Below are 19,398 nucleotides of genomic sequence, written 5' to 3' on the forward strand. Positions count from 1 at the left end.
GTATTAATAACAAGACATTTCCCCAGCTTATCTAAATTTCATCCTTTACAGACGCAATCGATTACTTTTTTAGGTGCAGTTCTAGTTTTATTTGTGTAGGATAAAGCGAAAAACATTTTTTTTGGGATCTTTTGTCTATGAGCATGTCATCACCAAACTCTGCACCGCAGGGTTTGCTTCAGCGAGTATTTAAGCTGCAAGAACACGGAACAACAGCCCGCACAGAGCTGATTGCGGGTATCACAACTTTCTTAACGATGGTTTATATTATCTTCGTTAATCCTCAAATCCTCGCTGCGGCGAATATGGATATTAAAGCAGTTTTCGTTACCACCTGCTTAATTGCTGCTTTTGGCAGTATTTTAATGGGATTAGTGGCCAATCTACCTATCGCTGTCGCCCCCGCTATGGGCCTTAACGCCTTTTTTGCTTTTGTGGTTGTTGGTGCTATGGGTTATTCATGGGAAGTCGCTATGGGAGCGATTTTCTGGGGTGCAGTTGGATTATTTTTTCTCACTTTGTTCCGTATTCGTTACTGGATAATTGCCCATATTCCACTAAGCTTACGTGTCGGTATTACCAGCGGTATCGGCCTTTTTATCGCTATGATGGGATTAAAAAACTCCGGTATTATCATTCCTAATAACGATACCATCGTTACCATTGGTAACTTCGCTTCCCATAACGTTTTACTTGGTGCTTTAGGCTTTTTTATTATCGCCATTTTAGCTGCGCGTAATATTCATGCTGCAATTTTGATTTCTATTGTGATCACCACCGTTATTGGTTTGCTATTAGGTGATGTCCACTATCAAGGTATTTTCTCTCTTCCGCCTTCTATCACTACCGTTGTAGGTAAAGTTGATATTATGGGTGCCTTAGATATCGGCTTGTCTGGTGTTATTTTTGCTTTTATGTTGGTTAACTTATTTGACTCATCTGGTACTTTAATTGGTGTAACTGATAAAGCAGGCCTTACTGATGATAAAGGTAAGTTTCCTCGTATGAAACAAGCACTTTATGTGGATAGCTTAAGTTCTGTGGCAGGCTCTGCAATGGGAACATCTTCAGTAACTGCATTTATTGAAAGTACATCTGGCGTCTCTGTCGGTGGACGTACAGGCTTGACTGCGGTTGTTGTGGGTATTTTATTCTTACTCGCTATTTTCCTTTCACCGTTAGCAGGCATGGTGCCAAGTTATGCCACTGCGGGTGCGCTGATTTATGTTGGGGTATTAATGACCTCAAGCTTAACGCGTGTAAAATGGGATGATTTAACTGAATCTGTTCCAGCCTTTATCACAGCAGTAATGATGCCATTTAGCTTTTCTATTACTGAGGGTATCGCTCTTGGCTTTATCGCTTATTGTGTGATGAAAATAGGGACTTTCCGCTGGAAAGAAATCAACCTGTGTGTCGTTGTTGTATCATTACTCTTTATTTTAAAAATCCTACTTATCGACACTCATGTTATTGATTTAAATAATTTATTTTAAAATAAATTGATATTGTTAGATAAATAGCAAAGCGGCACTTATGTGCCGTTTTGTGTTAATAGAAGAGGTCATTATGCAAATTATTCTACAAGTAGATTTCCCTTACCAAGGGCCTTGGGGTGAAGAAATGACTCAGGCAATGGACACATTATCAACCTCGATAAATCAAGAGCCTGGTTTTATTTGGAAGATTTGGACAGAAAATAAAGAGACTCAGAAAGCGGGCGGTATTTATCTTTTTACATCTGTTTCAGATGCACAAGCTTACCTAGAAAAACACAGTGCTCGCTTAAAATCTTTTGGTGTACCTGAAGTTCGCGGTGAAATATTTGCGATAAACCAAACCTTAAGCCGACAAAATCAAGCATTATTTCTAGCAAAATAATCAGTAATAAAACACAAGTGGTACACACCACTTGTGTTTTATAGCAAAAATAGTGGTTATTGCGTTTTCGTAGTGAGTAACAAACCATAAATTGCAGAATCTGAAATTTCATCACCCACAACCCAGCGCTGTTTAAGATACCCTTCTTGTTCAAAACCCAGCTTTTCGAGTAATGCAGCAGAGGCTTTATTACTTGGATGAATATCAGCCTCTAAACGGCGAACAGATAAATACGTTTGCAAATAATCAATAAATGCAACCATCGCCTCTTTCATAATCCCTTTGCCCTGATATTGCGTATCAAGACAATAGCCAATCTCGCCACGTTGCGAATTAGGGTAATGATTAAAAAAGACGCACATTCCTTGCATAACGCCACTGGTTTTATCTATTACTGCTAAACGCAAATACTCTTTTCTCTCCATGTGAGTAATATCTTGAACAATATCTTCTTTTGCTTCTTGCAAGGATAGCCAAGGAAGATGGCTCCAGTAACGAGTGACCTCAGGTGAACTCATCATCTGAAACCAAGACTGTGCATCATTCATTTCAAATGGACGCAATAACAACCGCTGCGTTTCAATACGAACATCTGCATAATGCATGATTTATTTTCCTTTTTTTATTTCGGCGCAACAAAAGCAATGCATACTGGCTCTGCTATAGCCGTTGGTTCAGAGCGAAATAAAATTTCTTGAGTACTCGCTATTTTCAAACTTGGCCAATGCTTTAATCCTGTATCAAAATGCGCATTTGTACAGTTATCACCGACTTTTGAAACCAATACAACGCCTTTATCTTCAAGCTGTTGTAAGGTGATGTGTCGATTATAAATATTTGGCGGTTGAATATTTTCTTCTAATAGCCAAGGTTGCGATGATAAAGGCCTATCTTTGCCATAAAATGTAATCCATTCATGCAAATACTCACCACCAACATATGATAAAGGTGTGTGATAACGTTGATACCAAGCCTGTTCAACCTCTTGCACAAATGTTTTTACACCAATAAATTTTTGCCCTGCATCACGCACGTTTGCAGCTTGTACTACGGTATAGCCTGACAACACCAACATCCCAAATACACCTAAACCATAGAGTGCGCCACGTAATGAACGCTTAGGCATAACTGTAATTGAGCTGACAAATAACGCTGTTGCTACCGACATAAAAGGTTGTAGCCACTCGGTAATTCGTCCACCGTCATTAAAACTAAACCAGACAAAAATAATCGCCAATGGAAATAGCAAAATAAAATTGAGTAACCGGCTATCTTGAGATGCCGACCAACTAACACGCCCACCATATAAGTGCAAAATACCCCACATAATAATCACAGGGTAAAATACCGTTAATGCAGCACGCGCAGTACGCAGATTAAAGCGGTGATCTATTTGTGAATCGACCCATTTAAAAGCAGCAAAATCGTTATGCCATAACCAAATAAAGTTGGGTATAACAAAAGCAAGCCAGATAGCGATAGCCAGATAAAAATAAGGTGAACAATAGCTTTGACGTACTTTAGGAACAAATAGGCTTAATAAAAAAACGGAACCAATAATGGCGAGCGAAGAATATTTTCCCATGGTTGCAATACCCATGGTGATAGCAAAACAAAGCCAATACTTAGGATTCTCATTAATAGCAAAAACAAAGAAATAAAGTGCCCAAGCCCAACAACCAACTAAAATATAATTATCATTGTAAGGAATAATATCAAAATTAATTATTCCTGATAAATTAAGCCCTAACAGGGCAAACCAAGCTAAATACTGATTTTTTGTTAGTTGATAAGCCAGATTCCAAACACCTAATAACCCTATGGCAATCACAATAAAGTGGATAAAATACCAATAAAAGCTAAAATCGATGCCACCATAGATAGCAGGCCACATTAAAAAGCCAACAAACCACGGATTCTTAGGGGAACCCCATTCTCCATTAGTACCCCAATTGACCGCTTCCACTGCATCATAAGGCACAGTAGGATCGAACATATAACTGACGATAATCCATAACGTCGCATAACCAATAATCCACCAATATACTGGTTTGCGTAATTGAGCAGATGATAATGTCATAATAAAAAAAAGTTAAGTTGATAAATTTAAATTTATAGTTAATTGATGTCACAACACAGTAAAGTATAGTGAAACGAGCCGTGTATTGTACGTGAGCAAAAATTAAATTGTCTTAAAATCGCGCTTTTATCACAAAATAGTTTCTGATAGATTGCGCAACCAGAAGATCACAAGCCGAGTTACCATTATGAATATGATTAAAAGAAAGCCAGCCGCAAAAGTTCGTAGAAAAACGCGTGAAGAGCTAAATGCGGAAGGACGCGACCGTAAGCGTCAAAAGAAACACCGTGGCAATCCTGCTGGTAACCGTCAGCAGGAATCCATTGATAACAAAAAAACACAAGCTCAAGAGCCGAAAGATCCACGTATTGGTAGTAAAAAACCTATTCCGTTGATCGTGGCTGATAAACCAAAAGCAACAAAAGCAGTTAAAAAAGCGGCTCCAGCAAAAGCTGAACCCGTTCGCTTATCACCAGCAGAAGAGCTAGAGCTGTTAGAAAATGATGCTCGTTTAGATGAACTTCTATCTCGTCTTGAAAGTGGTGAAAAATTAACGGCCGAAGAACAAGCTTATACTGAAAAAACACTTGATCGTATTGATGAGCTAATGGTTGAGTTAGGTATTGAGTTTGAAGATGATGACGACGAAGAAAAAACCGAAGACATCATGCAGTTATTAAAAGGTAAGTAATTTATCTTACTGAATTTTATCTGACAGAAACCAATAACAGGTCTCTGTCAGACTTTTTGTATTTTTATTTAAATTTGAATATCTCTCTTTTTTATTTATTTTCATTTACACCCATCTTTATTAATATATTATTAATTTGACGTAATAAACTCCACGCATATAAATAAAATTTAATTTTGATAGCTTTATTAATCTATTACTGATCTGTGTTGCTTTATCATATTTTAATTATGTGATTAAAATATTACATTTACATAAACACTCATAGCGTATTTCAAATACTATGCTATTTTCGTTGCACTAAACATAGGCCAGCGCAGCAGATAAGCGTTCAACATCTTATTTTTCATCAAATCATTTTTTATAATTAATAATAATCTTATCTATTTTTTTCATTATGATATCCTGTTTTTTAGATAAATAAATCTTTAATGATGATTTCGCTGTTAATTACTCTTTATAAGTGTAACTTGCGATGATTTAAATAAATAAAATAAAAGCTAAGATTACTCCATCTATTTCTTCGCTACTAACCCTGATATTATTATTTTCTATTTTAAATATACGAGTAATAAAAACATGGATAATAAACAACAATATTTAGATATCATCACAGGGCAAGGAAAAAAAGAACCCTCTCGTATAGTGGCATTTCCTGCACAGCCGCTAAACTATGCTTTAATTGAGCAACGTCTAGAACAGCAGACCGATTATACAGAAGGTGAAATTGATTATTTAACTGAAGATATTGAAGACGGTTTCTTTTATACCTGCCAGCAAGATGGCGATGAACTGCGTTTTTTTGTCTGTCTATTAGCTCGTTCTCCTGATTATAAAATTTGCCCAGCTTATTCTACAGATACACTCACTCCCGAATTACTGGCACATGCTAATGCGACCACTCAAGATATTTTATTAGAAACCTTGTTTTCGGATGCGTTGCATCCTCTTGCAAGTTATCACCATCAGCTTAATTTTCTTAATATCATTGCGCCAGAAATGGTATTGGCACTCGATGAATCCGCAGCAGGTAAAGCATTAACACCTGAGTGGATACGTTTTCAGTTAGAAACACCGGATCTTTATCCTGAAGTTGAAAGTCTGTATGTTATTCATGCAGTTTATGATACTGAAAATGATCCACCAACAATGTTTTGGTTCCATACTCATGGTTTAGAACGTTGTGGTCTAACCGAAGTCGATTTAGTCATTCCTAGTATGCTTGAATCTTATTATGGTATTCCTGATATTTTTCGCTGCTTTGTTAATAACAGCATCAATCATCAGCAAATCGAATTTGGTGAGCCTATGCTTTGTGGGCAAACTTCCTCCGGCTTAGAATACCTTGTGGCATTACCTTACGAAGAAGGTATTCGTCACGTAAATCAATCTACACCGCTTGATAATCTTCGTTCTTTAGAAGAAATGCGTTATGACACCAATGATGCACCTAATGGCATATTTTTAGGTGATATGGCTGACCGTGATGAATATCATCAGCACCCCTCCTCTATGCTATTTCGTACCAATGAAGAAAATCCCGTATTGGAAACGTTCTTCAAAGGCTATGAAGAACAACAAGCAATAATGCTATTGCGCACCAATGAAGAAACTTATGAAATGTCAGAAAAAGCGAAACTTCGTTGGGAATATTTTGTATCGATGTTTAATAATTATAATCAGCCCCCTGTAGAACAAAAAAATAACTTATTCTCAAAATGGCTGGGTAAAGGTAAAACGGAAGAAACCGATAACTCGTGGCAATTTATGATTAAGTTTGGCATCCCTTATGGTAAAAATGAAAAAGAGAAAGAACTAGAACATATGTGGTTTATTCCTCAATCTCTCAATGGTAATACGGTATATGCCAAATTGATTAACGTACCATTTTATATTGAAGATATGGACGAGGGGAAAGTATATCCTATTGATATTGCGTTAATAACAGATTGGGTGATTACTTATCAAGATAATAATTATACCCCTAATAATATTTATCAATTATTTAGCCATCAACAAACTCACTAATTTTTCATTATCCCTACGAATAATGCGGGCTATTTCAGCTTTATTATGAAAGAAAACCCGCAAATTTATTATTTTGACAATCTATTTTAGTGCCGTGACCCGTTAACACCATTAATTAGTTGTTAGTTTGTTGCTACATCATCAGCTAAAAAAATTACATTTCATTTTTTTTCTAGTAACAAACAGCGCCCACTCTACATTTAACGCTCAGTTTCCCTTGGTTATCTTTTCTAGAATTGATTTAAATCAAGAGTAGGTAAGCCTAGAGTAGGCTAAATTATACCCAATAAGGATAGTTATAATTCTCATTAGCATTAAAAATATTTATTATAATTACCTTAATTATCTTGTGTGATCATTTTTTACATGCGTTAATAATTATCAGTATCATTATTTTTTGTATCAACATCTGTGGAAGGACGACTTATGTCTCTAATCCCAAATCATAGTTATAAAATCCTGGGCTATTCACCTCAGATAAGCCCCGCTTATCGCCAAAAATTATTATCATTAGGAATGCTACCAGGAGCTGTATTTAACGTTATCCGTATCGCACCACTTGGCGATCCCATTCAGATAGAGACACACCGCGTATCTTTAATTCTGAGAAAAAAAGATCTCGCGCTAATTAATCTTAGCGAAGTGATCCATAACGAAAAATAACCGTTAATTTCTCTCTCACTCTGGCAACGCAACTATTGGCATCACAATTATGACTCCTCTCACTATTGGTCTTATCGGTAATCCTAATGCCGGTAAAACAACACTCTTTAACCAGCTGACAGGTTCCCGCCAACGTGTGGGAAACTGGGCGGGTGTAACGGTTGAACGTAAAGTGGGCCGCTTTACGACGGCTAACCATAAAATTGAGTTAGTTGACTTACCAGGCACTTACTCATTAACCACAATTTCAGAACAAACATCTCTTGATGAGCAAATCGCCTGCCATTTCATTCTTAGCAATGAAGCCGATATGCTTATCAACGTTGTTGATGCCTCAAACTTAGAACGAAATCTTTATCTAACATTACAACTACTTGAGCTTGGTATTCCCTGCATTGTGGCGTTAAACATGTTAGATATTGCAGAGCATCAAGATATACAAATTGATATTGAGGCGCTTTCACAACAACTGGGTTGCCCTGTTATTCCGATGGTTTCCACCAAAGCCTCTGGTATTGATAAATTAAAAGAAGCTATTGATGCTTTTCCTGCTGAAAAGAAAAAACCTCAAGAACTCCTTACTTCATACCCAATTTGGTTATTAAATGAAGTAGAGGCATTAGCGGGAAAAATTAATCATGACGAATTCAATATTCAACAACGTCGTTGGATGGCATTACAGTGCTTAGAAGGTGATATTTACACCCACCAGCGTGCACAAGTAACTGCGGAAGATATCAAAACTATTCGTCAACGTATTCAAGATGAACATAATAACGAAGCTGAATTAGTCATTGCAGATGCCCGTTATCAAAATATTGAACGTATTTGTCATGCTGTTATTAATATGGAAGCGATAAAACCCAATCGACTCACGCAAAATATCGATAAAGTGATATTAAACCGTTGGTTAGGTGTCCCTATTTTCCTATTTGTGATGTATTTAATGTTCGTGCTAGCCATTAATATTGGTGGTGCTTTGCAGCCTGCATTTGAAGGCGGCTCTGAAGCTATCTTTATTCATGGTATTCAATGGATTGGGGCAACCTTTAACTTCCCTGAATGGCTGACTATTTTCCTTGCTCAAGGTGTTGGTGGCGGTATTAATACTGTTTTACCATTAGTACCACAAATAGGGATGATGTATCTCTTTCTATCTATTCTTGAAGACTCTGGTTATATGGCTCGAGCGGCCTTTGTAATGGATAGATTAATGCAGGCATTAGGTTTACCAGGTAAATCTTTTGTTCCTCTCATTGTTGGCTTTGGTTGTAACGTTCCTTCTATTATGGGTGCTCGTACATTAGATGCACCTAGAGAACGTTTAATTACCGTTTTAATGGCACCGTTTATGTCTTGTGGTGCTCGCTTAGCAATCTTTGCGGTTTTTGCCGCTGCATTCTTTGGCAAAAATGGCGCGAGTGTTGTTTTCTCCCTTTATATCCTTGGTATTTTGGTTGCAATCTTAACCGGCTTACTACTGAAACATACCATTATGCGCGGTGATGCATCTCCATTTGTTATGGAGCTGCCGGTTTACCATGTGCCTCATGCAAAAACATTATTACTGCAAACATGGCAGCGTTTAAAGGGCTTTGTTGTCCGTGCGGGTAAAGTCATTATTATCGCCAGTATGTTTATCGGTGCGTTAAATAGCTTTACCTTCTCAGGTAAACCTGCAGATAACATCAACGACTCTGCACTTGCTTCTGTTAGTAAAGTTATCACTCCATTACTGCAACCTATTGGTGTGCATAATGATAACTGGCAAGCGACTGTCGGCTTAGTTACAGGTGCAATGGCAAAAGAAGTGGTCGTGGGTACATTAAATACCCTTTATACCGCTGAAAGCATTGTTAATGAGCCATTTAATGCCGAAGAGTTTGATCTTTTGGGCGAGATTGGCGATGCCTTTGGTGAAACATGGGATAGCTTAAAAGAGACTTTTACTTTAGCCGCACTCTCTAATCCAATTGAAGCCAGTAAAGGTGATGGCGAAATGGATACTGGGACGATGGGCACCATGGGTGCTAAATTTGGTTCCGGTATTGCAGCTTATAGCTATCTGATTTTCGTTCTGTTGTATGTGCCTTGTGTTTCTGTCATGGGTGCAATTGCCCGTGAAACTAGCCGTGGATGGATGACATTCTCCATTCTTTGGGGCTTAAATATTGCTTACTCGCTAGCAGCGTTGTTCTATCAAGTAGCAACATTTAGCGAGCACCCAGAAAGTAGCGCTATTACCATTGCTGGCGTAGTCATATTTAACTTAATTATCTTTCTTCTATTGCGTAAATCGCGTAATCGCCTAACAATTAACTTAAGTAACAAACATTCATTCGCAAAACAGTGTTGTTCTAAAGGTAATTGTCACTAAGTGATAAAGGAAAAGTAAGATGGCAAGTTTGATACAGGTCCGTGATTGTGTCGCACTTAATGGCCGAGCTGATGCTCGACTCATTAGCCATCAATTAAACGCACCAGAACCATTGGTGCAGGCTATGCTTGAGCGACTCACCCAGATGGGTAAGCTTGATGAAGTGGATGTGGAAGAGTGCCTTAGTGGCAGTTGCAAAAGCTGCCCTGAAGCCACTGCGTGTCAGACAAAGCTTTATCAATTAAGCTAAACTCATTCGTCTTGATAAAAAATCCCCGACAAAATTGGGGATTTTTTTTATCCATCATCACCCGATTTTTCACACAAAGCGCCAAAATGAACCATTTTCATCTTCCTACTTCTTGATTTACTTTTCTCATCATCACGGCATAATTTGATTTATCTTTAGATGTAAAGACGTCCATTTATATTAAAAATAATATATTACAATAAGGATATGAAATATGCCGATAACCGAATTTTCATCAATAGTAACAAGTGGCGAACAAGGTGGGTTACAAATGCAGTGCGCATCACGCCAGTTTCAGCTTTTACTCGATGAACCTACATCATTAGGCGGAAAAGATAGCGCCATGAACCCTGTGGAAGCGCTATTAGGAACCTTAGGTGCATGTAAAGGTATTGTCGCTAAAAGCTTTGCTCGTATGCATCGCATTAAGCTCAATGATATCCGCATTGAAGTCAAAGGTGAGCTTGATACTGATGGTTTTACAGGTAAAAACAAACAAGCCAAAATTGGCTTCAGTAAAATCACAACACACTTTTTTATTCAGGCAGATAATAGCGAAGAAGAAATAGCTGCGTTTATTGCCTTTATTGAACGTACTTGTCCTGTCTTTGATACCATTAAAAATCCCCCTATTTGTGAGACGTCATACAGTCTCGAAAAGAGTACTGAGGATATCGCCGTTTAAATATGTACAGCCCTAAGATCAGGGCTGATTATAAAATCAAGGCGATAGAGAAATAACATCACTTGGCTATTTAATGGATATTTTTAACCGCATTAACTAGTGCCTGACTAAACTCATCAGGGTGTGAAATAAAAGGTGCATGAGCCGCATTACGGAAAATAACACTCGGAGAATCAGGATATATTTCATCTAATAAATTAACCACTTTTCTCGGCACTAGCCCATCTAGATAGCCATAAAAACGAATAAATGGGCAGCTCACTGTTTTTAATTCTTCACGTAAATCCTCTGAACGAAGTATTTCTAAACCACCATTAAGTATTTCAACAGATGGCAACGGTTGTTCTAATACCACTGATTTTAACGCTTTCATATCTTCACGAGCACTTTGTGTCCCCAATGTTTGCAAGGCTAAAAAACGCTCAACAGTACGATGGAAATTTTCACTGAGCTGCTGTTCAAAGCCTTTTAATACTTCAGATTTGATACCCGGCCAATCTTGATGAGCACTAAAACAGGGTGAAGAAGCAACTGTCACTAACGCTGCAACTTGATGTGGATTATCTAACACAATGCGACTTGCAACTAATCCACCTAATGACCAGCCTAGCCAAATTGCATTTTCCGGCGCTTGTGCAAACACAACATCAGCCATCTCTTTTAACGTTAATACAGGAAAACCTTGGCTACGCCCATATCCTGGTAAATCCACAAGATGCAAAGTAAATGTCGAGTTCAATCGCATTATTAATGATTGCCAGACCTGTGCGTTCAAGCCCCATCCATGCAATAGCACAAGATGCGTTTTACCTTCTCCAATTGTCTGCCAATACAGTTTATTCATTGTTATGCTCTCTTCTCTTCTTACTAAGGCTTTCTTTATGCTTATAACGATAGCAGGATATTGCTGGGTATGTCGCCAACCATTGCATTATGATAATAAAGGTATTTGTTCAATTTGTATTCGCCATTTACCACTGCAAAAAAATCGTTGTCCTACTTGCCTGTATCCTTCAACGCATTCAATGATATTATGTGGCCGATGTTTAAAATCGCCCCCTCAATGGAAACAGATGTTGACGGTGGCAGATTATCGCCCGCCATTAAATAAATTATTACACCTTTATAAATACCATCCTCGCCCTCAAATAGCCTTATGTCTTGCACGACTTTTTTTATTACGGTGGTTATCACATCGTCGAGAAAATATCGTGCATAAACCAGATAGAATTATTAGTGTACCTTTGCATCGATACCGTCGTTGGCATCGAGGATTTGACCAAGTCAGCGTTATCGCTAAGCCTTTGGCTATGTGGTTAAATTGTCCTTATCAGTCAGATACCTTGATAAGAACTCGTGCTACACTGATGCAAAGTCATCTGAGTGCCCGTCAAAGGCAACAGAATTTAGACCATGCATTTGTATTAAATAACACAGTGTCGGTATCAGGGAAAAATCTGGCACTGATTGACGATGTTATCACTACAGGTGCGACACTCAATGCCATTGTGCCGTTGTTAATTCGTGCGGGAGCACGCTCTGTTGAGGTATGGGCAATTTGTCGAACCTTGTAGTTAACCGCCAATTGGGCGTATGATAACCAACCAGAACAGTCAACTATTGAGCAAGACGATATGATTACAATTACTGATGCCGCACAGGCGCATTTTGCCAAACTACTGGCTAACCAAGAACCCAACACCCAAATCCGCGTATTTGTTATTAATCCCGGAACGCCTAACGCTGAATGTGGCGTTTCTTATTGCCCACCAGATGCAGTTGAACCTAACGATACTGAAATTAAGTTCGAAAAAATTTCTGCCTACGTTGATGATATTAGCGCCCCTTTTCTGGAAGAAGCTGAAATCGACTTCGTTACTGACCAATTAGGTTCACAATTAACACTGAAAGCACCTAACGCCAAAATGCGTAAAGTAGATGCTGATGCTCCATTAATTGAACGCGTTGAATATGTGCTTCAGTCGCAAATTAACCCTCAATTAGCCGGTCATGGTGGTCGTGTTAGCCTGATGGAAATCACCGAAGATGGCTATGCTATCTTACAATTTGGTGGTGGTTGTAACGGTTGTTCAATGATAGATGTCACTTTAAAAGACGGCATCGAAAAAGAACTTCTCAACCTATTCCCTGATGAATTAAAAGGTGTGAAAGATTTAACTGAACACCAACGTGGTGAGCACTCCTACTACTGATCCTCAGTTTCAAATCCCCTTTGGTATTCACCTGCACTGATATCACTGGGGATTTGTATACAAAAATTATCATTTACAAAAGCTAACGTCATTTTTACTAATTTGACGCTATTATAGATGTATCGTTCTCTCGCTCAGAACATAATAAATTACTTAACAATATAATAAACAAGACAATTATGGATCGTTTTCAATTTCTTAGTATTGAACAAGCTTATCAGTTCTGGGTATCTCAATCAGCCATTTTAGTTGATGTAAGAGATCCACAGAGTTACAGACTTGGTCATGCAACAGGTGCTTTTCATCTCACCAATGAAACTATAAATCAGTTCTTACAAGATGCTGATTATGATATTCCAGTAATGGTAATGTGTTACCACGGCCATAGCAGTCAAGGTGCCGCACAATATCTGGTCAATATGGGCTTTGAAACCGTTTATAGTATAAATGGGGGTTTTGAAGCGTGGCGAAGAGAGTTTCCACAAGCGATAACTTCTCTGCAATAACTACAGATGAGTTTCCCGATGATCCACATTATCACGCTATCCAATCCTCAACTCGCTGATCTATTTGTTAATTATATGGCGACACAACATGTTCGCATTCATACACAAGTAGAATCTCAGCAAGTCAGCCTTTGGTTAGAAGACCAACAACAGTTAGAACTGGTTGAAAAAGAACTAAAAACTTTTCTTCGTGAGCCTTTCCACCCACGATATCAAGCTGCAAGCTGGCAAGCGGGTAATCCGCAAAGCACGGGTATTAAATATCGCCCATCCTTTTCACTAAAAAACATGGTGCAACAATCAGGTCCTTTAACTGTACTTGTGGTGATCTTGTGTGTGCTTATTTATATTTGGCAGCAAGTGGTTGGTGACTACGATGTTATGATTCATCTGGCCTGGCCATATGATGAAAGTTTAAACCTAGAAATTTGGCGCTATATTACCCCTGCATTTGTCCATTTTTCACTCACTCATATCGCGTTTAACCTTGCGATGTGGTGGTATCTGGCGAGCCAAACCGAACAAAAATTAGGTACAGGAAAGCTTTTTGTCATTATGTTGGTTTCGGCGCTATTTAGTAATTGGGCGCAATCGCTGTTTACTGAATCCAATTTTGGCGGGCTATCTGGCGTGGTGTATGCGCTCATTGGTTATGTGGGACTGACGGGTTTACGTCACCCAGAAAAAGGCATTGGCGTACCAACAGGGCTGATTATTTTCTCGATTATTTGGATTGTTGCCGGCCAAATGGGAGCATTAGGTGATTCAATTGCGAATGCTGCACATTTCGCAGGTTTCCTTATCGGCTTATTGATGGCTTTGTGGGATAATCGACACCAATTATCTCGTCGATCATAATAAAATTAACATGATATTTTTAACATTAGGGGATACCTGTGAAGCAAACACAACGACATGATGCCATCATCGAACTGGTACGCCTACAAGGCTATGTCAGCACCGAAGAATTGGTGGAGCATTTTGAAGTCAGCCCACAGACAATCCGACGTGATTTAAATGAATTAGCGGAAAAGAACAAAATCCAACGTCACCACGGTGGCGCTGCATTACCTTCTAGCTCCGTCAATACAGCGTATCATGATCGCAAAATCATGTGGTCTGATGAAAAATCACGTATAGCACAACGTGTCGCCAGTTTAATACCTGATGGCGCAACGCTATTTATTGATATCGGCACTACGCCAGAAGCCGTAGCACATGCGCTAATTAACCATAAAAATCTGCGAATTGTGACCAACAATCTCAACGTTGCTACTCTACTGATGGGAAAAGAGGATTTTCGATTAATTCTTGCGGGTGGTGAAGTTCGCACACGAGATGGCGGTATTGTAGGCGAGGCAACCCTTGATTTTATCTCTCAATTCCGTCTTGATTACGGTATTTTAGGGATAAGCGGTATTGATATGGACGGCTCATTACTTGAGTTTGATTATCATGAAGTTCGCACAAAGCGCGCAATTATCGAAAATTCACGTTGTGTCATGTTAGTGACTGACCATTCAAAATTTGGTCGTAATGCAATGGTTAATCTTGGCAATATGAACCTCATTGATTATCTCTTTACAGACCAAGAGCCACCCGCCGGTATACAGAAGATAGTAGAGCAACATAACGTCCAGTTAGAACTTTGCTAACTTTATATCTGACTAGAAAAAGTACCTTTTAAGGTACTTTTTCTTTTATATTTCGACCTATTAACTTTCTCTCGTTTTCCTTATTGTTTTTCTATTTTCGTCTATTCTTTATACTTTCTCTTCATTAATTATCTTTTCTATTTTTATCAATCAATTAGCCATGTTCCCTTTGCACTAATAAACACACAATTTGTGGGGATATGATAATAAATTGTTATCTATATCACGCACTAATGTTTTTTATCAGTTATATAGTTGGCATTTTCTGCAAATATCATTACAATTATGAGCGAAAACGAACATTAAAGAATTTTTTCGCGCATTCTTAGGAGGATGTTATGGAAACCAAAGACTTGATTGTCATCGGCGGCGGAATAAACGGCGCTGGAATTGCGGCGGATGCAGCAGGCCGAGGCCTTTCAGTGTTAATGCTGGAAGCTCAAGACTTGGCAAGCGCAACGTCTTCCGCTAGTTCAAAACTAATTCATGGTGGCTTACGCTATTTAGAGCATTACGAATTCCGTTTAGTTAGCGAGGCGCTGGCTGAGCGTGAAGTATTATTAAGACTGGCACCACATATCGCATTTCCAATGCGTTTTCGTTTGCCACATCAACCCCACTTGCGCCCAGCATGGATGATCCGTATTGGTTTGTTCCTTTATGATCATTTAGGAAAACGCGTGAGTTTACCAAGCAGTAAGGGCATCAAATTCGGTGCAAATTCTGTACTAAAAACTGATTTTACTCGTGGTTTTGAATATTCAGACTGTTGGGTTGATGATGCGCGTTTAGTCGTACTTAATGCGCAAGAAATCGTTCGTCGTGGTGGTGAAGTGCGAACTCGCACCAAAGTCACTCGTGCATGGCGCGAAAATGATCTGTGGATGGTCGAAGCACAAGATATGCGTTCTGGCGAAACCACGTGTTATCAAGCCAAAGCTTTAGTTAATGCGGCTGGGCCTTGGGTTAAAACCTTATTTGATGAAGGCTTAAAACTCAAATCACCTTATGGTATTCGTCTCATTAAAGGCAGCCATATTGTTATTCCTCGTGCCCATAACGAGCCACAAGCATATATCTTACAAAACGAAGATAATCGTATTGTATTCGTTATTCCTTGGATGGATGAGTTCTCTATCATCGGTACAACAGATGTAGAATATAACGGTGATCCTAAAGATGTGGCCATTGATGACAACGAAGTTCAATACTTACTGAAAGTCTACAATGATCACTTCAAGAAACAACTGACTAAAGATGACGTTGTTTGGAATTACTCCGGTGTTCGCCCATTATGTGATGATGAATCTGATTCACCACAAGCCATCACCCGTGATTACACTCTTGATGTACATGATGACAATGGTAAAACGCCACTGCTGTCTGTTTTTGGTGGTAAATTAACCACTTACCGTAAATTAGGTGAGCATGCCGTTGATAAACTTAATGCCTATTTCCCTAATATGGGTAAACCTTGGACTAAAGAAGGACAGTTACCCGGTGGTAATTTAGAAGGTTGTGACCGTGATGGCTATTCACGCTTAATTCGTCAACGTCATACATGGTTACCAGAAGCATTGGCTCTGCGTTTTGCTCGCACTTATGGTAGCAATACTGAATTGCTACTTGAAGGTATTAGCGATTTAGCCGGTATGGGCGAGAACTTTGGCCATAATCTGTATGAAGCTGAATTGCGTTATTTAGTAAAACATGAGTGGGTAATTGGTGTTGATGATGCTATTTGGCGTCGTACCAAACTCGGTATGTGGTTAAATGACGAACAAAAACAACGTATTACCCAATGGCTAGAGACCAATACAAAAGCAACTGTTTAACTCACAAGCGGTAAACATATTCTCTGACTCTGTTTAATGTTCTTATTAGCAATTTTTGTGGCGCCTTATACCGCGCCACTTTTTTTGCTTTTTTACAAAGAGTCTCTTAAATAATAACCTACTGATATCAGAGCTTTTTATCTAAAAAATCCTTTAGTACTATTGCGTTATTTTGCTGCTCATTTTTACCTGAATAGAGTAAAACTAATGTTTTCTTTTTGGCTATTTGCAACAACGGCTGCCAATTTTCAGGAGCGACTTCCAGCTCTTTAATATAGCGCTGAGTAAACTCAATAAAATCGCCCTCACCGCCATGAAACCACTTTCTTAATTCAGATGATGGCGCAACATTCTTATTCCACTCATCATAATGAAAATCTGCTTTTTTAATGCCTCTAGGCCAAAGTCTATCAACCAATACTCGATAACCTTCATTCTCGCTTTCTTTATCATCATAAACTCGCTTACATATAATCATTTAGCCCCCAATAACAACCTAATTTAGTTTTATTGTAGAAGATAACGACTTTTATTTATCAGACAAAGTCCTTATTTTTTCGCCTTAGTACCCTTTTTCTTTCTTAAACTCTACGTAAGCCATTACCTCAACATGAAATTTTTTCTTATTTCCATTGAATTATCCTCATCAAAAATAAGGTGAATAACTGTTGACTAAATAACCTAATTAAGAGAGTCTACATCTAGACGTCTAAACGTTTGGACGGTTAAATAAGCAGTAATACGTAATAAAATAAAAATAAAAAATACAGTGACATTACATCAATGAGGTATAGGTATGAGCTTTTATCACGCAAGCCAACATGAGGCACTTAACCAAAATCTAGCTGAGTTAAATGGCAAGATTGATGTTTCTTTTGAGTTTTTTCCGCCTCGAACCGAAGAGATGGAAAATACACTTTGGCAATCGCTCGCACGTTTAAATACCTTAAAACCTCGTTTTGTTTCTGTGACTTATGGTGCAAATTCAGGTGAGCGAGATAGAACACATTCAATTATTAAAGGAATTAAAGAACGCACAGGATTAGAAGCTGCACCACACTTAACCTGTGTAGATGCAAGCCATGAAGAACTACAGCATATCGCCCAAGATTATTGGCAAAGCGGTATTCGTCATATTGTTGCATTACGTGGTGATTTACCTGATAACTCAAAAAAACCGCAAATGTATGCCACTGATTTAGTGCATTTACTGAAAAGTGTGGGTGATTTTGATATTTCTGTCGCCGCTTATCCAGAAGTTCACCCTGAAGCAAAAAGCGCCCAAGCCGATTTAATCAATTTAAAGAAAAAAGTGGACGCAGGAGCAAACCGAGCAATTACACAGTTTTTCTTTGATGTAGAAAGCTATTTACGTTTTCGTGACCGCTGTGTTTCAACAGGAATAGACGTCGAAATCATTCCAGGTATTTTACCCGTGACCAACTTTAAACAGCTTACCCGTTTTGCTGGATTAACTAATGTTAAAATTCCTGGTTGGATGAATAAAATGTTTGATGGGCTAGAAAATGACGCAGAAACACGTAGTTTGGTGGGCGCATCTATCGCTATTGATATGGTGAAAATTTTAAGTCGTGAAGGCGTGAAAGACTTTCATTTTTATACACTTAATCGCTCAGAATTAACTTATGCAATTTGTCATACACTGGGTGTACGTCCAGAACTGGTAACAGCATAAAAAACAATTACCCCGCCAATCAATATAGCGGGGTGACTTTTTGGCGAAGACTACTCACCAAAACAGTAAGGTTTTTCTACTGGCAATAAGCGATAAGCTGTATCTAAATCACCATTTGCGATACAGGCATCAATTTGATGAACCTTATCAGTGATATCCGTAATATTCACAATCCAATCTTTGCAATATTGTTCAACGGCTTGATTACGTAAACCGATTTGAATAGTGCGATAATTTAATCGGTTAAGATAAATATCTCGCTCTGGATCCCATTGAATGCGAATATCACTAGCTTCGGCTGCTTTTTTCCATGCTTCACCACTTGCGTAGCTGTCTGGATCAAAATGACTTATAACGCCTTTGGTAAGCATCGTTTGAAACCCTTCATGGGTAATATCAACCGCCAAAATAGAGGCTTGATTAGGATCTTTACGTCCCCAACCAGAACGATACATCATCCAAAGAAAAGAGGGTTTTACCCATGTCATACGCGTTAAGCTGAAAGGTGGGGAAACAAAAGTCCCGTTTGCGACTGCGCTCTGAGCAATTGTATTCGAGTAGGCTTGATAAACACGAACAAATTTATCCGTATAAAATGCCCTTACTTGACACTCAGGACATCGGTCAACATCATCGTTCATCTTTCTTTAATATCCTTTTATATTAATAAAATGGAACTATCTGCCTAAATTATGAGCCTCTGATTAATGATAATCAAGGGCTGCTATTTTCATTAAGACAACAGATAGGGTAACGCGCAATAAAAGAAATAAAAAAAAGAATAGCAATAAAACAAGCGGACTAATGTCACGATAGTGTGTTAAATACACCACAATGA

The 19,398-nt window shown here is 38.5% G+C and carries 20 protein-coding genes; 15 read left to right on the forward strand and 5 right to left on the reverse strand.

The genetic code is table 11. The annotated features are described in order from the left end of the window. The first annotated feature begins 143 nt into the window (after positions 1-143). The gene (locus PH4a_RS06045) at positions 144-1,496 is read left to right on the forward strand and encodes an NCS2 family permease (RefSeq protein ID WP_425273735.1); all 1,353 of its coding nucleotides are present in this window, start codon (positions 144-146) and stop codon (positions 1,494-1,496) included. 73 nt (positions 1,497-1,569) lie between these two features. Then, positions 1,570-1,881, forward strand: a complete 312-nt coding sequence (locus tag PH4a_RS06050) for a monooxygenase (protein ID WP_129038522.1) — start codon at positions 1,570-1,572, stop codon at positions 1,879-1,881. A gap of 56 nt (positions 1,882-1,937) precedes the next feature. Here the strand turns inward: PH4a_RS06050 and PH4a_RS06055 are convergent, their stop codons facing one another. After that, positions 1,938-2,486, reverse strand: coding sequence for a GNAT family N-acetyltransferase (locus PH4a_RS06055; protein ID WP_129038525.1), 549 nt, complete (start codon positions 2,484-2,486; stop codon positions 1,938-1,940). Between the two features lie 17 nt (positions 2,487-2,503). Next, positions 2,504-3,961 carry a glycosyltransferase family 39 protein gene (locus PH4a_RS06060; protein ID WP_129038527.1) on the reverse strand — a complete coding sequence of 486 codons (1,458 nt, stop codon included), beginning with the start codon at positions 3,959-3,961 and terminating at the stop codon, positions 2,504-2,506. Positions 3,962-4,148: 187 nt separating this feature from the next. Here PH4a_RS06060 and yihI point away from each other — a divergent pair, with 187 nt between their 5' ends. The 6 genes from yihI to PH4a_RS06090 all read left to right on the forward strand — a co-directional run bounded on the left by yihI (position 4,149) and on the right by PH4a_RS06090 (position 10,655). Then, positions 4,149-4,652, forward strand: a complete 504-nt coding sequence (gene yihI, locus PH4a_RS06065; RefSeq protein ID WP_129038529.1) for a Der GTPase-activating protein YihI — start codon at positions 4,149-4,151, stop codon at positions 4,650-4,652. 579 nt (positions 4,653-5,231) lie between these two features. Then, positions 5,232-6,680, forward strand: coding sequence for a DUF4026 domain-containing protein (locus PH4a_RS06070; protein WP_129038531.1), 1,449 nt, complete (start codon positions 5,232-5,234; stop codon positions 6,678-6,680). Between the two features lie 426 nt (positions 6,681-7,106). After that, positions 7,107-7,343, forward strand: coding sequence for a ferrous iron transporter A (feoA, locus tag PH4a_RS06075; protein WP_064718202.1), 237 nt, complete (start codon positions 7,107-7,109; stop codon positions 7,341-7,343). A gap of 49 nt (positions 7,344-7,392) precedes the next feature. After that, the gene (feoB, locus tag PH4a_RS06080; RefSeq protein WP_129038533.1) at positions 7,393-9,720 is read left to right on the forward strand and encodes a Fe(2+) transporter permease subunit FeoB; all 2,328 of its coding nucleotides are present in this window, start codon (positions 7,393-7,395) and stop codon (positions 9,718-9,720) included. Between the two features lie 19 nt (positions 9,721-9,739). Further along, positions 9,740-9,970: a FeoC-like transcriptional regulator gene (locus PH4a_RS06085; protein ID WP_129038534.1), complete on the forward strand. Its 231-nt coding sequence runs from the start codon at positions 9,740-9,742 to the stop codon at positions 9,968-9,970. 214 nt (positions 9,971-10,184) lie between these two features. Next, entirely contained in the window at positions 10,185-10,655 is a 471-nt protein-coding gene (locus PH4a_RS06090) for an OsmC family protein (RefSeq protein ID WP_129038537.1), read from the forward strand. Between the two features lie 70 nt (positions 10,656-10,725). Here the strand turns inward: PH4a_RS06090 and bioH are convergent, their stop codons facing one another. After that, complete coding sequence (gene bioH / locus PH4a_RS06095) at positions 10,726-11,499, reverse strand: pimeloyl-ACP methyl ester esterase BioH (protein ID WP_129038539.1); 774 nt, start codon at positions 11,497-11,499, stop codon at positions 10,726-10,728. Between the two features lie 37 nt (positions 11,500-11,536). Between bioH and gntX the strand changes: the two genes are divergently transcribed. The 6 genes from gntX (at position 11,537) to glpD (ending at position 16,864) form a co-directional block, all read left to right on the forward strand. After that, complete coding sequence (gene gntX / locus PH4a_RS06100) at positions 11,537-12,229, forward strand: DNA utilization protein GntX (RefSeq protein ID WP_129038541.1); 693 nt, start codon at positions 11,537-11,539, stop codon at positions 12,227-12,229. A gap of 60 nt (positions 12,230-12,289) precedes the next feature. Further along, positions 12,290-12,868: a Fe-S biogenesis protein NfuA gene (gene nfuA, locus PH4a_RS06105; RefSeq protein ID WP_064718208.1), complete on the forward strand. Its 579-nt coding sequence runs from the start codon at positions 12,290-12,292 to the stop codon at positions 12,866-12,868. A 179-nt stretch (positions 12,869-13,047) separates the two neighbouring features. Continuing rightward, complete coding sequence (gene glpE / locus PH4a_RS06110) at positions 13,048-13,374, forward strand: thiosulfate sulfurtransferase GlpE (RefSeq protein WP_064718209.1); 327 nt, start codon at positions 13,048-13,050, stop codon at positions 13,372-13,374. Between the two features lie 18 nt (positions 13,375-13,392). Then, a complete protein-coding gene (gene glpG, locus PH4a_RS06115; RefSeq protein WP_129038543.1) occupies positions 13,393-14,232 on the forward strand; it encodes a rhomboid family intramembrane serine protease GlpG in 840 nt (279 codons plus the stop codon). 38 nt (positions 14,233-14,270) lie between these two features. Next, on the forward strand, positions 14,271-15,029 hold the full coding sequence (locus PH4a_RS06120) for a DeoR/GlpR family transcriptional regulator (protein ID WP_006534541.1): 759 nt from the start codon (positions 14,271-14,273) through the stop codon (positions 15,027-15,029). A gap of 338 nt (positions 15,030-15,367) precedes the next feature. Next, positions 15,368-16,864: a glycerol-3-phosphate dehydrogenase gene (gene glpD / locus PH4a_RS06125; RefSeq protein ID WP_129038545.1), complete on the forward strand. Its 1,497-nt coding sequence runs from the start codon at positions 15,368-15,370 to the stop codon at positions 16,862-16,864. Positions 16,865-16,991: 127 nt separating this feature from the next. Here the strand turns inward: glpD and PH4a_RS06130 are convergent, their stop codons facing one another. Beyond that, complete coding sequence (locus PH4a_RS06130) at positions 16,992-17,342, reverse strand: DUF488 domain-containing protein (RefSeq protein ID WP_129038547.1); 351 nt, start codon at positions 17,340-17,342, stop codon at positions 16,992-16,994. A 318-nt stretch (positions 17,343-17,660) separates the two neighbouring features. Between PH4a_RS06130 and metF the strand changes: the two genes are divergently transcribed. Then, positions 17,661-18,560, forward strand: a complete 900-nt coding sequence (gene metF / locus PH4a_RS06135; RefSeq protein WP_129038549.1) for a methylenetetrahydrofolate reductase — start codon at positions 17,661-17,663, stop codon at positions 18,558-18,560. Positions 18,561-18,610: 50 nt separating this feature from the next. Here metF and PH4a_RS06140 read toward each other — a convergent pair whose 3' ends face one another. Next, entirely contained in the window at positions 18,611-19,201 is a 591-nt protein-coding gene (locus PH4a_RS06140) for a DUF4291 domain-containing protein (protein ID WP_064718214.1), read from the reverse strand. Between the last annotated feature and the right edge of the window lie 197 nt (positions 19,202-19,398).

This window comes from Proteus hauseri, assembly GCF_004116975.1.
Lineage (GTDB): Bacteria > Pseudomonadota > Gammaproteobacteria > Enterobacterales > Enterobacteriaceae > Proteus > Proteus hauseri.

Coding starts and splice junctions, on each gene's coding strand:
- PH4a_RS06045 (WP_425273735.1), top strand. CDS start 144: ATGTCATCACCAAACTCTGCACCGCAGGGTTTGCTTCAGCGAGTATTT.
- PH4a_RS06050 (WP_129038522.1), top strand. CDS start 1,570: ATGCAAATTATTCTACAAGTAGATTTCCCTTACCAAGGGCCTTGGGGT.
- PH4a_RS06055 (WP_129038525.1), bottom strand. CDS start 2,486: ATGCATTATGCAGATGTTCGTATTGAAACGCAGCGGTTGTTATTGCGT.
- PH4a_RS06060 (WP_129038527.1), bottom strand. CDS start 3,961: ATGACATTATCATCTGCTCAATTACGCAAACCAGTATATTGGTGGATT.
- yihI (WP_129038529.1), top strand. CDS start 4,149: ATGAATATGATTAAAAGAAAGCCAGCCGCAAAAGTTCGTAGAAAAACG.
- PH4a_RS06070 (WP_129038531.1), top strand. CDS start 5,232: ATGGATAATAAACAACAATATTTAGATATCATCACAGGGCAAGGAAAA.
- feoA (WP_064718202.1), top strand. CDS start 7,107: ATGTCTCTAATCCCAAATCATAGTTATAAAATCCTGGGCTATTCACCT.
- feoB (WP_129038533.1), top strand. CDS start 7,393: ATGACTCCTCTCACTATTGGTCTTATCGGTAATCCTAATGCCGGTAAA.
- PH4a_RS06085 (WP_129038534.1), top strand. CDS start 9,740: ATGGCAAGTTTGATACAGGTCCGTGATTGTGTCGCACTTAATGGCCGA.
- PH4a_RS06090 (WP_129038537.1), top strand. CDS start 10,185: ATGCCGATAACCGAATTTTCATCAATAGTAACAAGTGGCGAACAAGGT.
- bioH (WP_129038539.1), bottom strand. CDS start 11,499: ATGAATAAACTGTATTGGCAGACAATTGGAGAAGGTAAAACGCATCTT.
- gntX (WP_129038541.1), top strand. CDS start 11,537: ATGCTTATAACGATAGCAGGATATTGCTGGGTATGTCGCCAACCATTG.
- nfuA (WP_064718208.1), top strand. CDS start 12,290: ATGATTACAATTACTGATGCCGCACAGGCGCATTTTGCCAAACTACTG.
- glpE (WP_064718209.1), top strand. CDS start 13,048: ATGGATCGTTTTCAATTTCTTAGTATTGAACAAGCTTATCAGTTCTGG.
- glpG (WP_129038543.1), top strand. CDS start 13,393: ATGATCCACATTATCACGCTATCCAATCCTCAACTCGCTGATCTATTT.
- glpD (WP_129038545.1), top strand. CDS start 15,368: ATGGAAACCAAAGACTTGATTGTCATCGGCGGCGGAATAAACGGCGCT.
- PH4a_RS06130 (WP_129038547.1), bottom strand. CDS start 17,342: ATGATTATATGTAAGCGAGTTTATGATGATAAAGAAAGCGAGAATGAA.
- metF (WP_129038549.1), top strand. CDS start 17,661: ATGAGCTTTTATCACGCAAGCCAACATGAGGCACTTAACCAAAATCTA.
- PH4a_RS06140 (WP_064718214.1), bottom strand. CDS start 19,201: ATGAACGATGATGTTGACCGATGTCCTGAGTGTCAAGTAAGGGCATTT.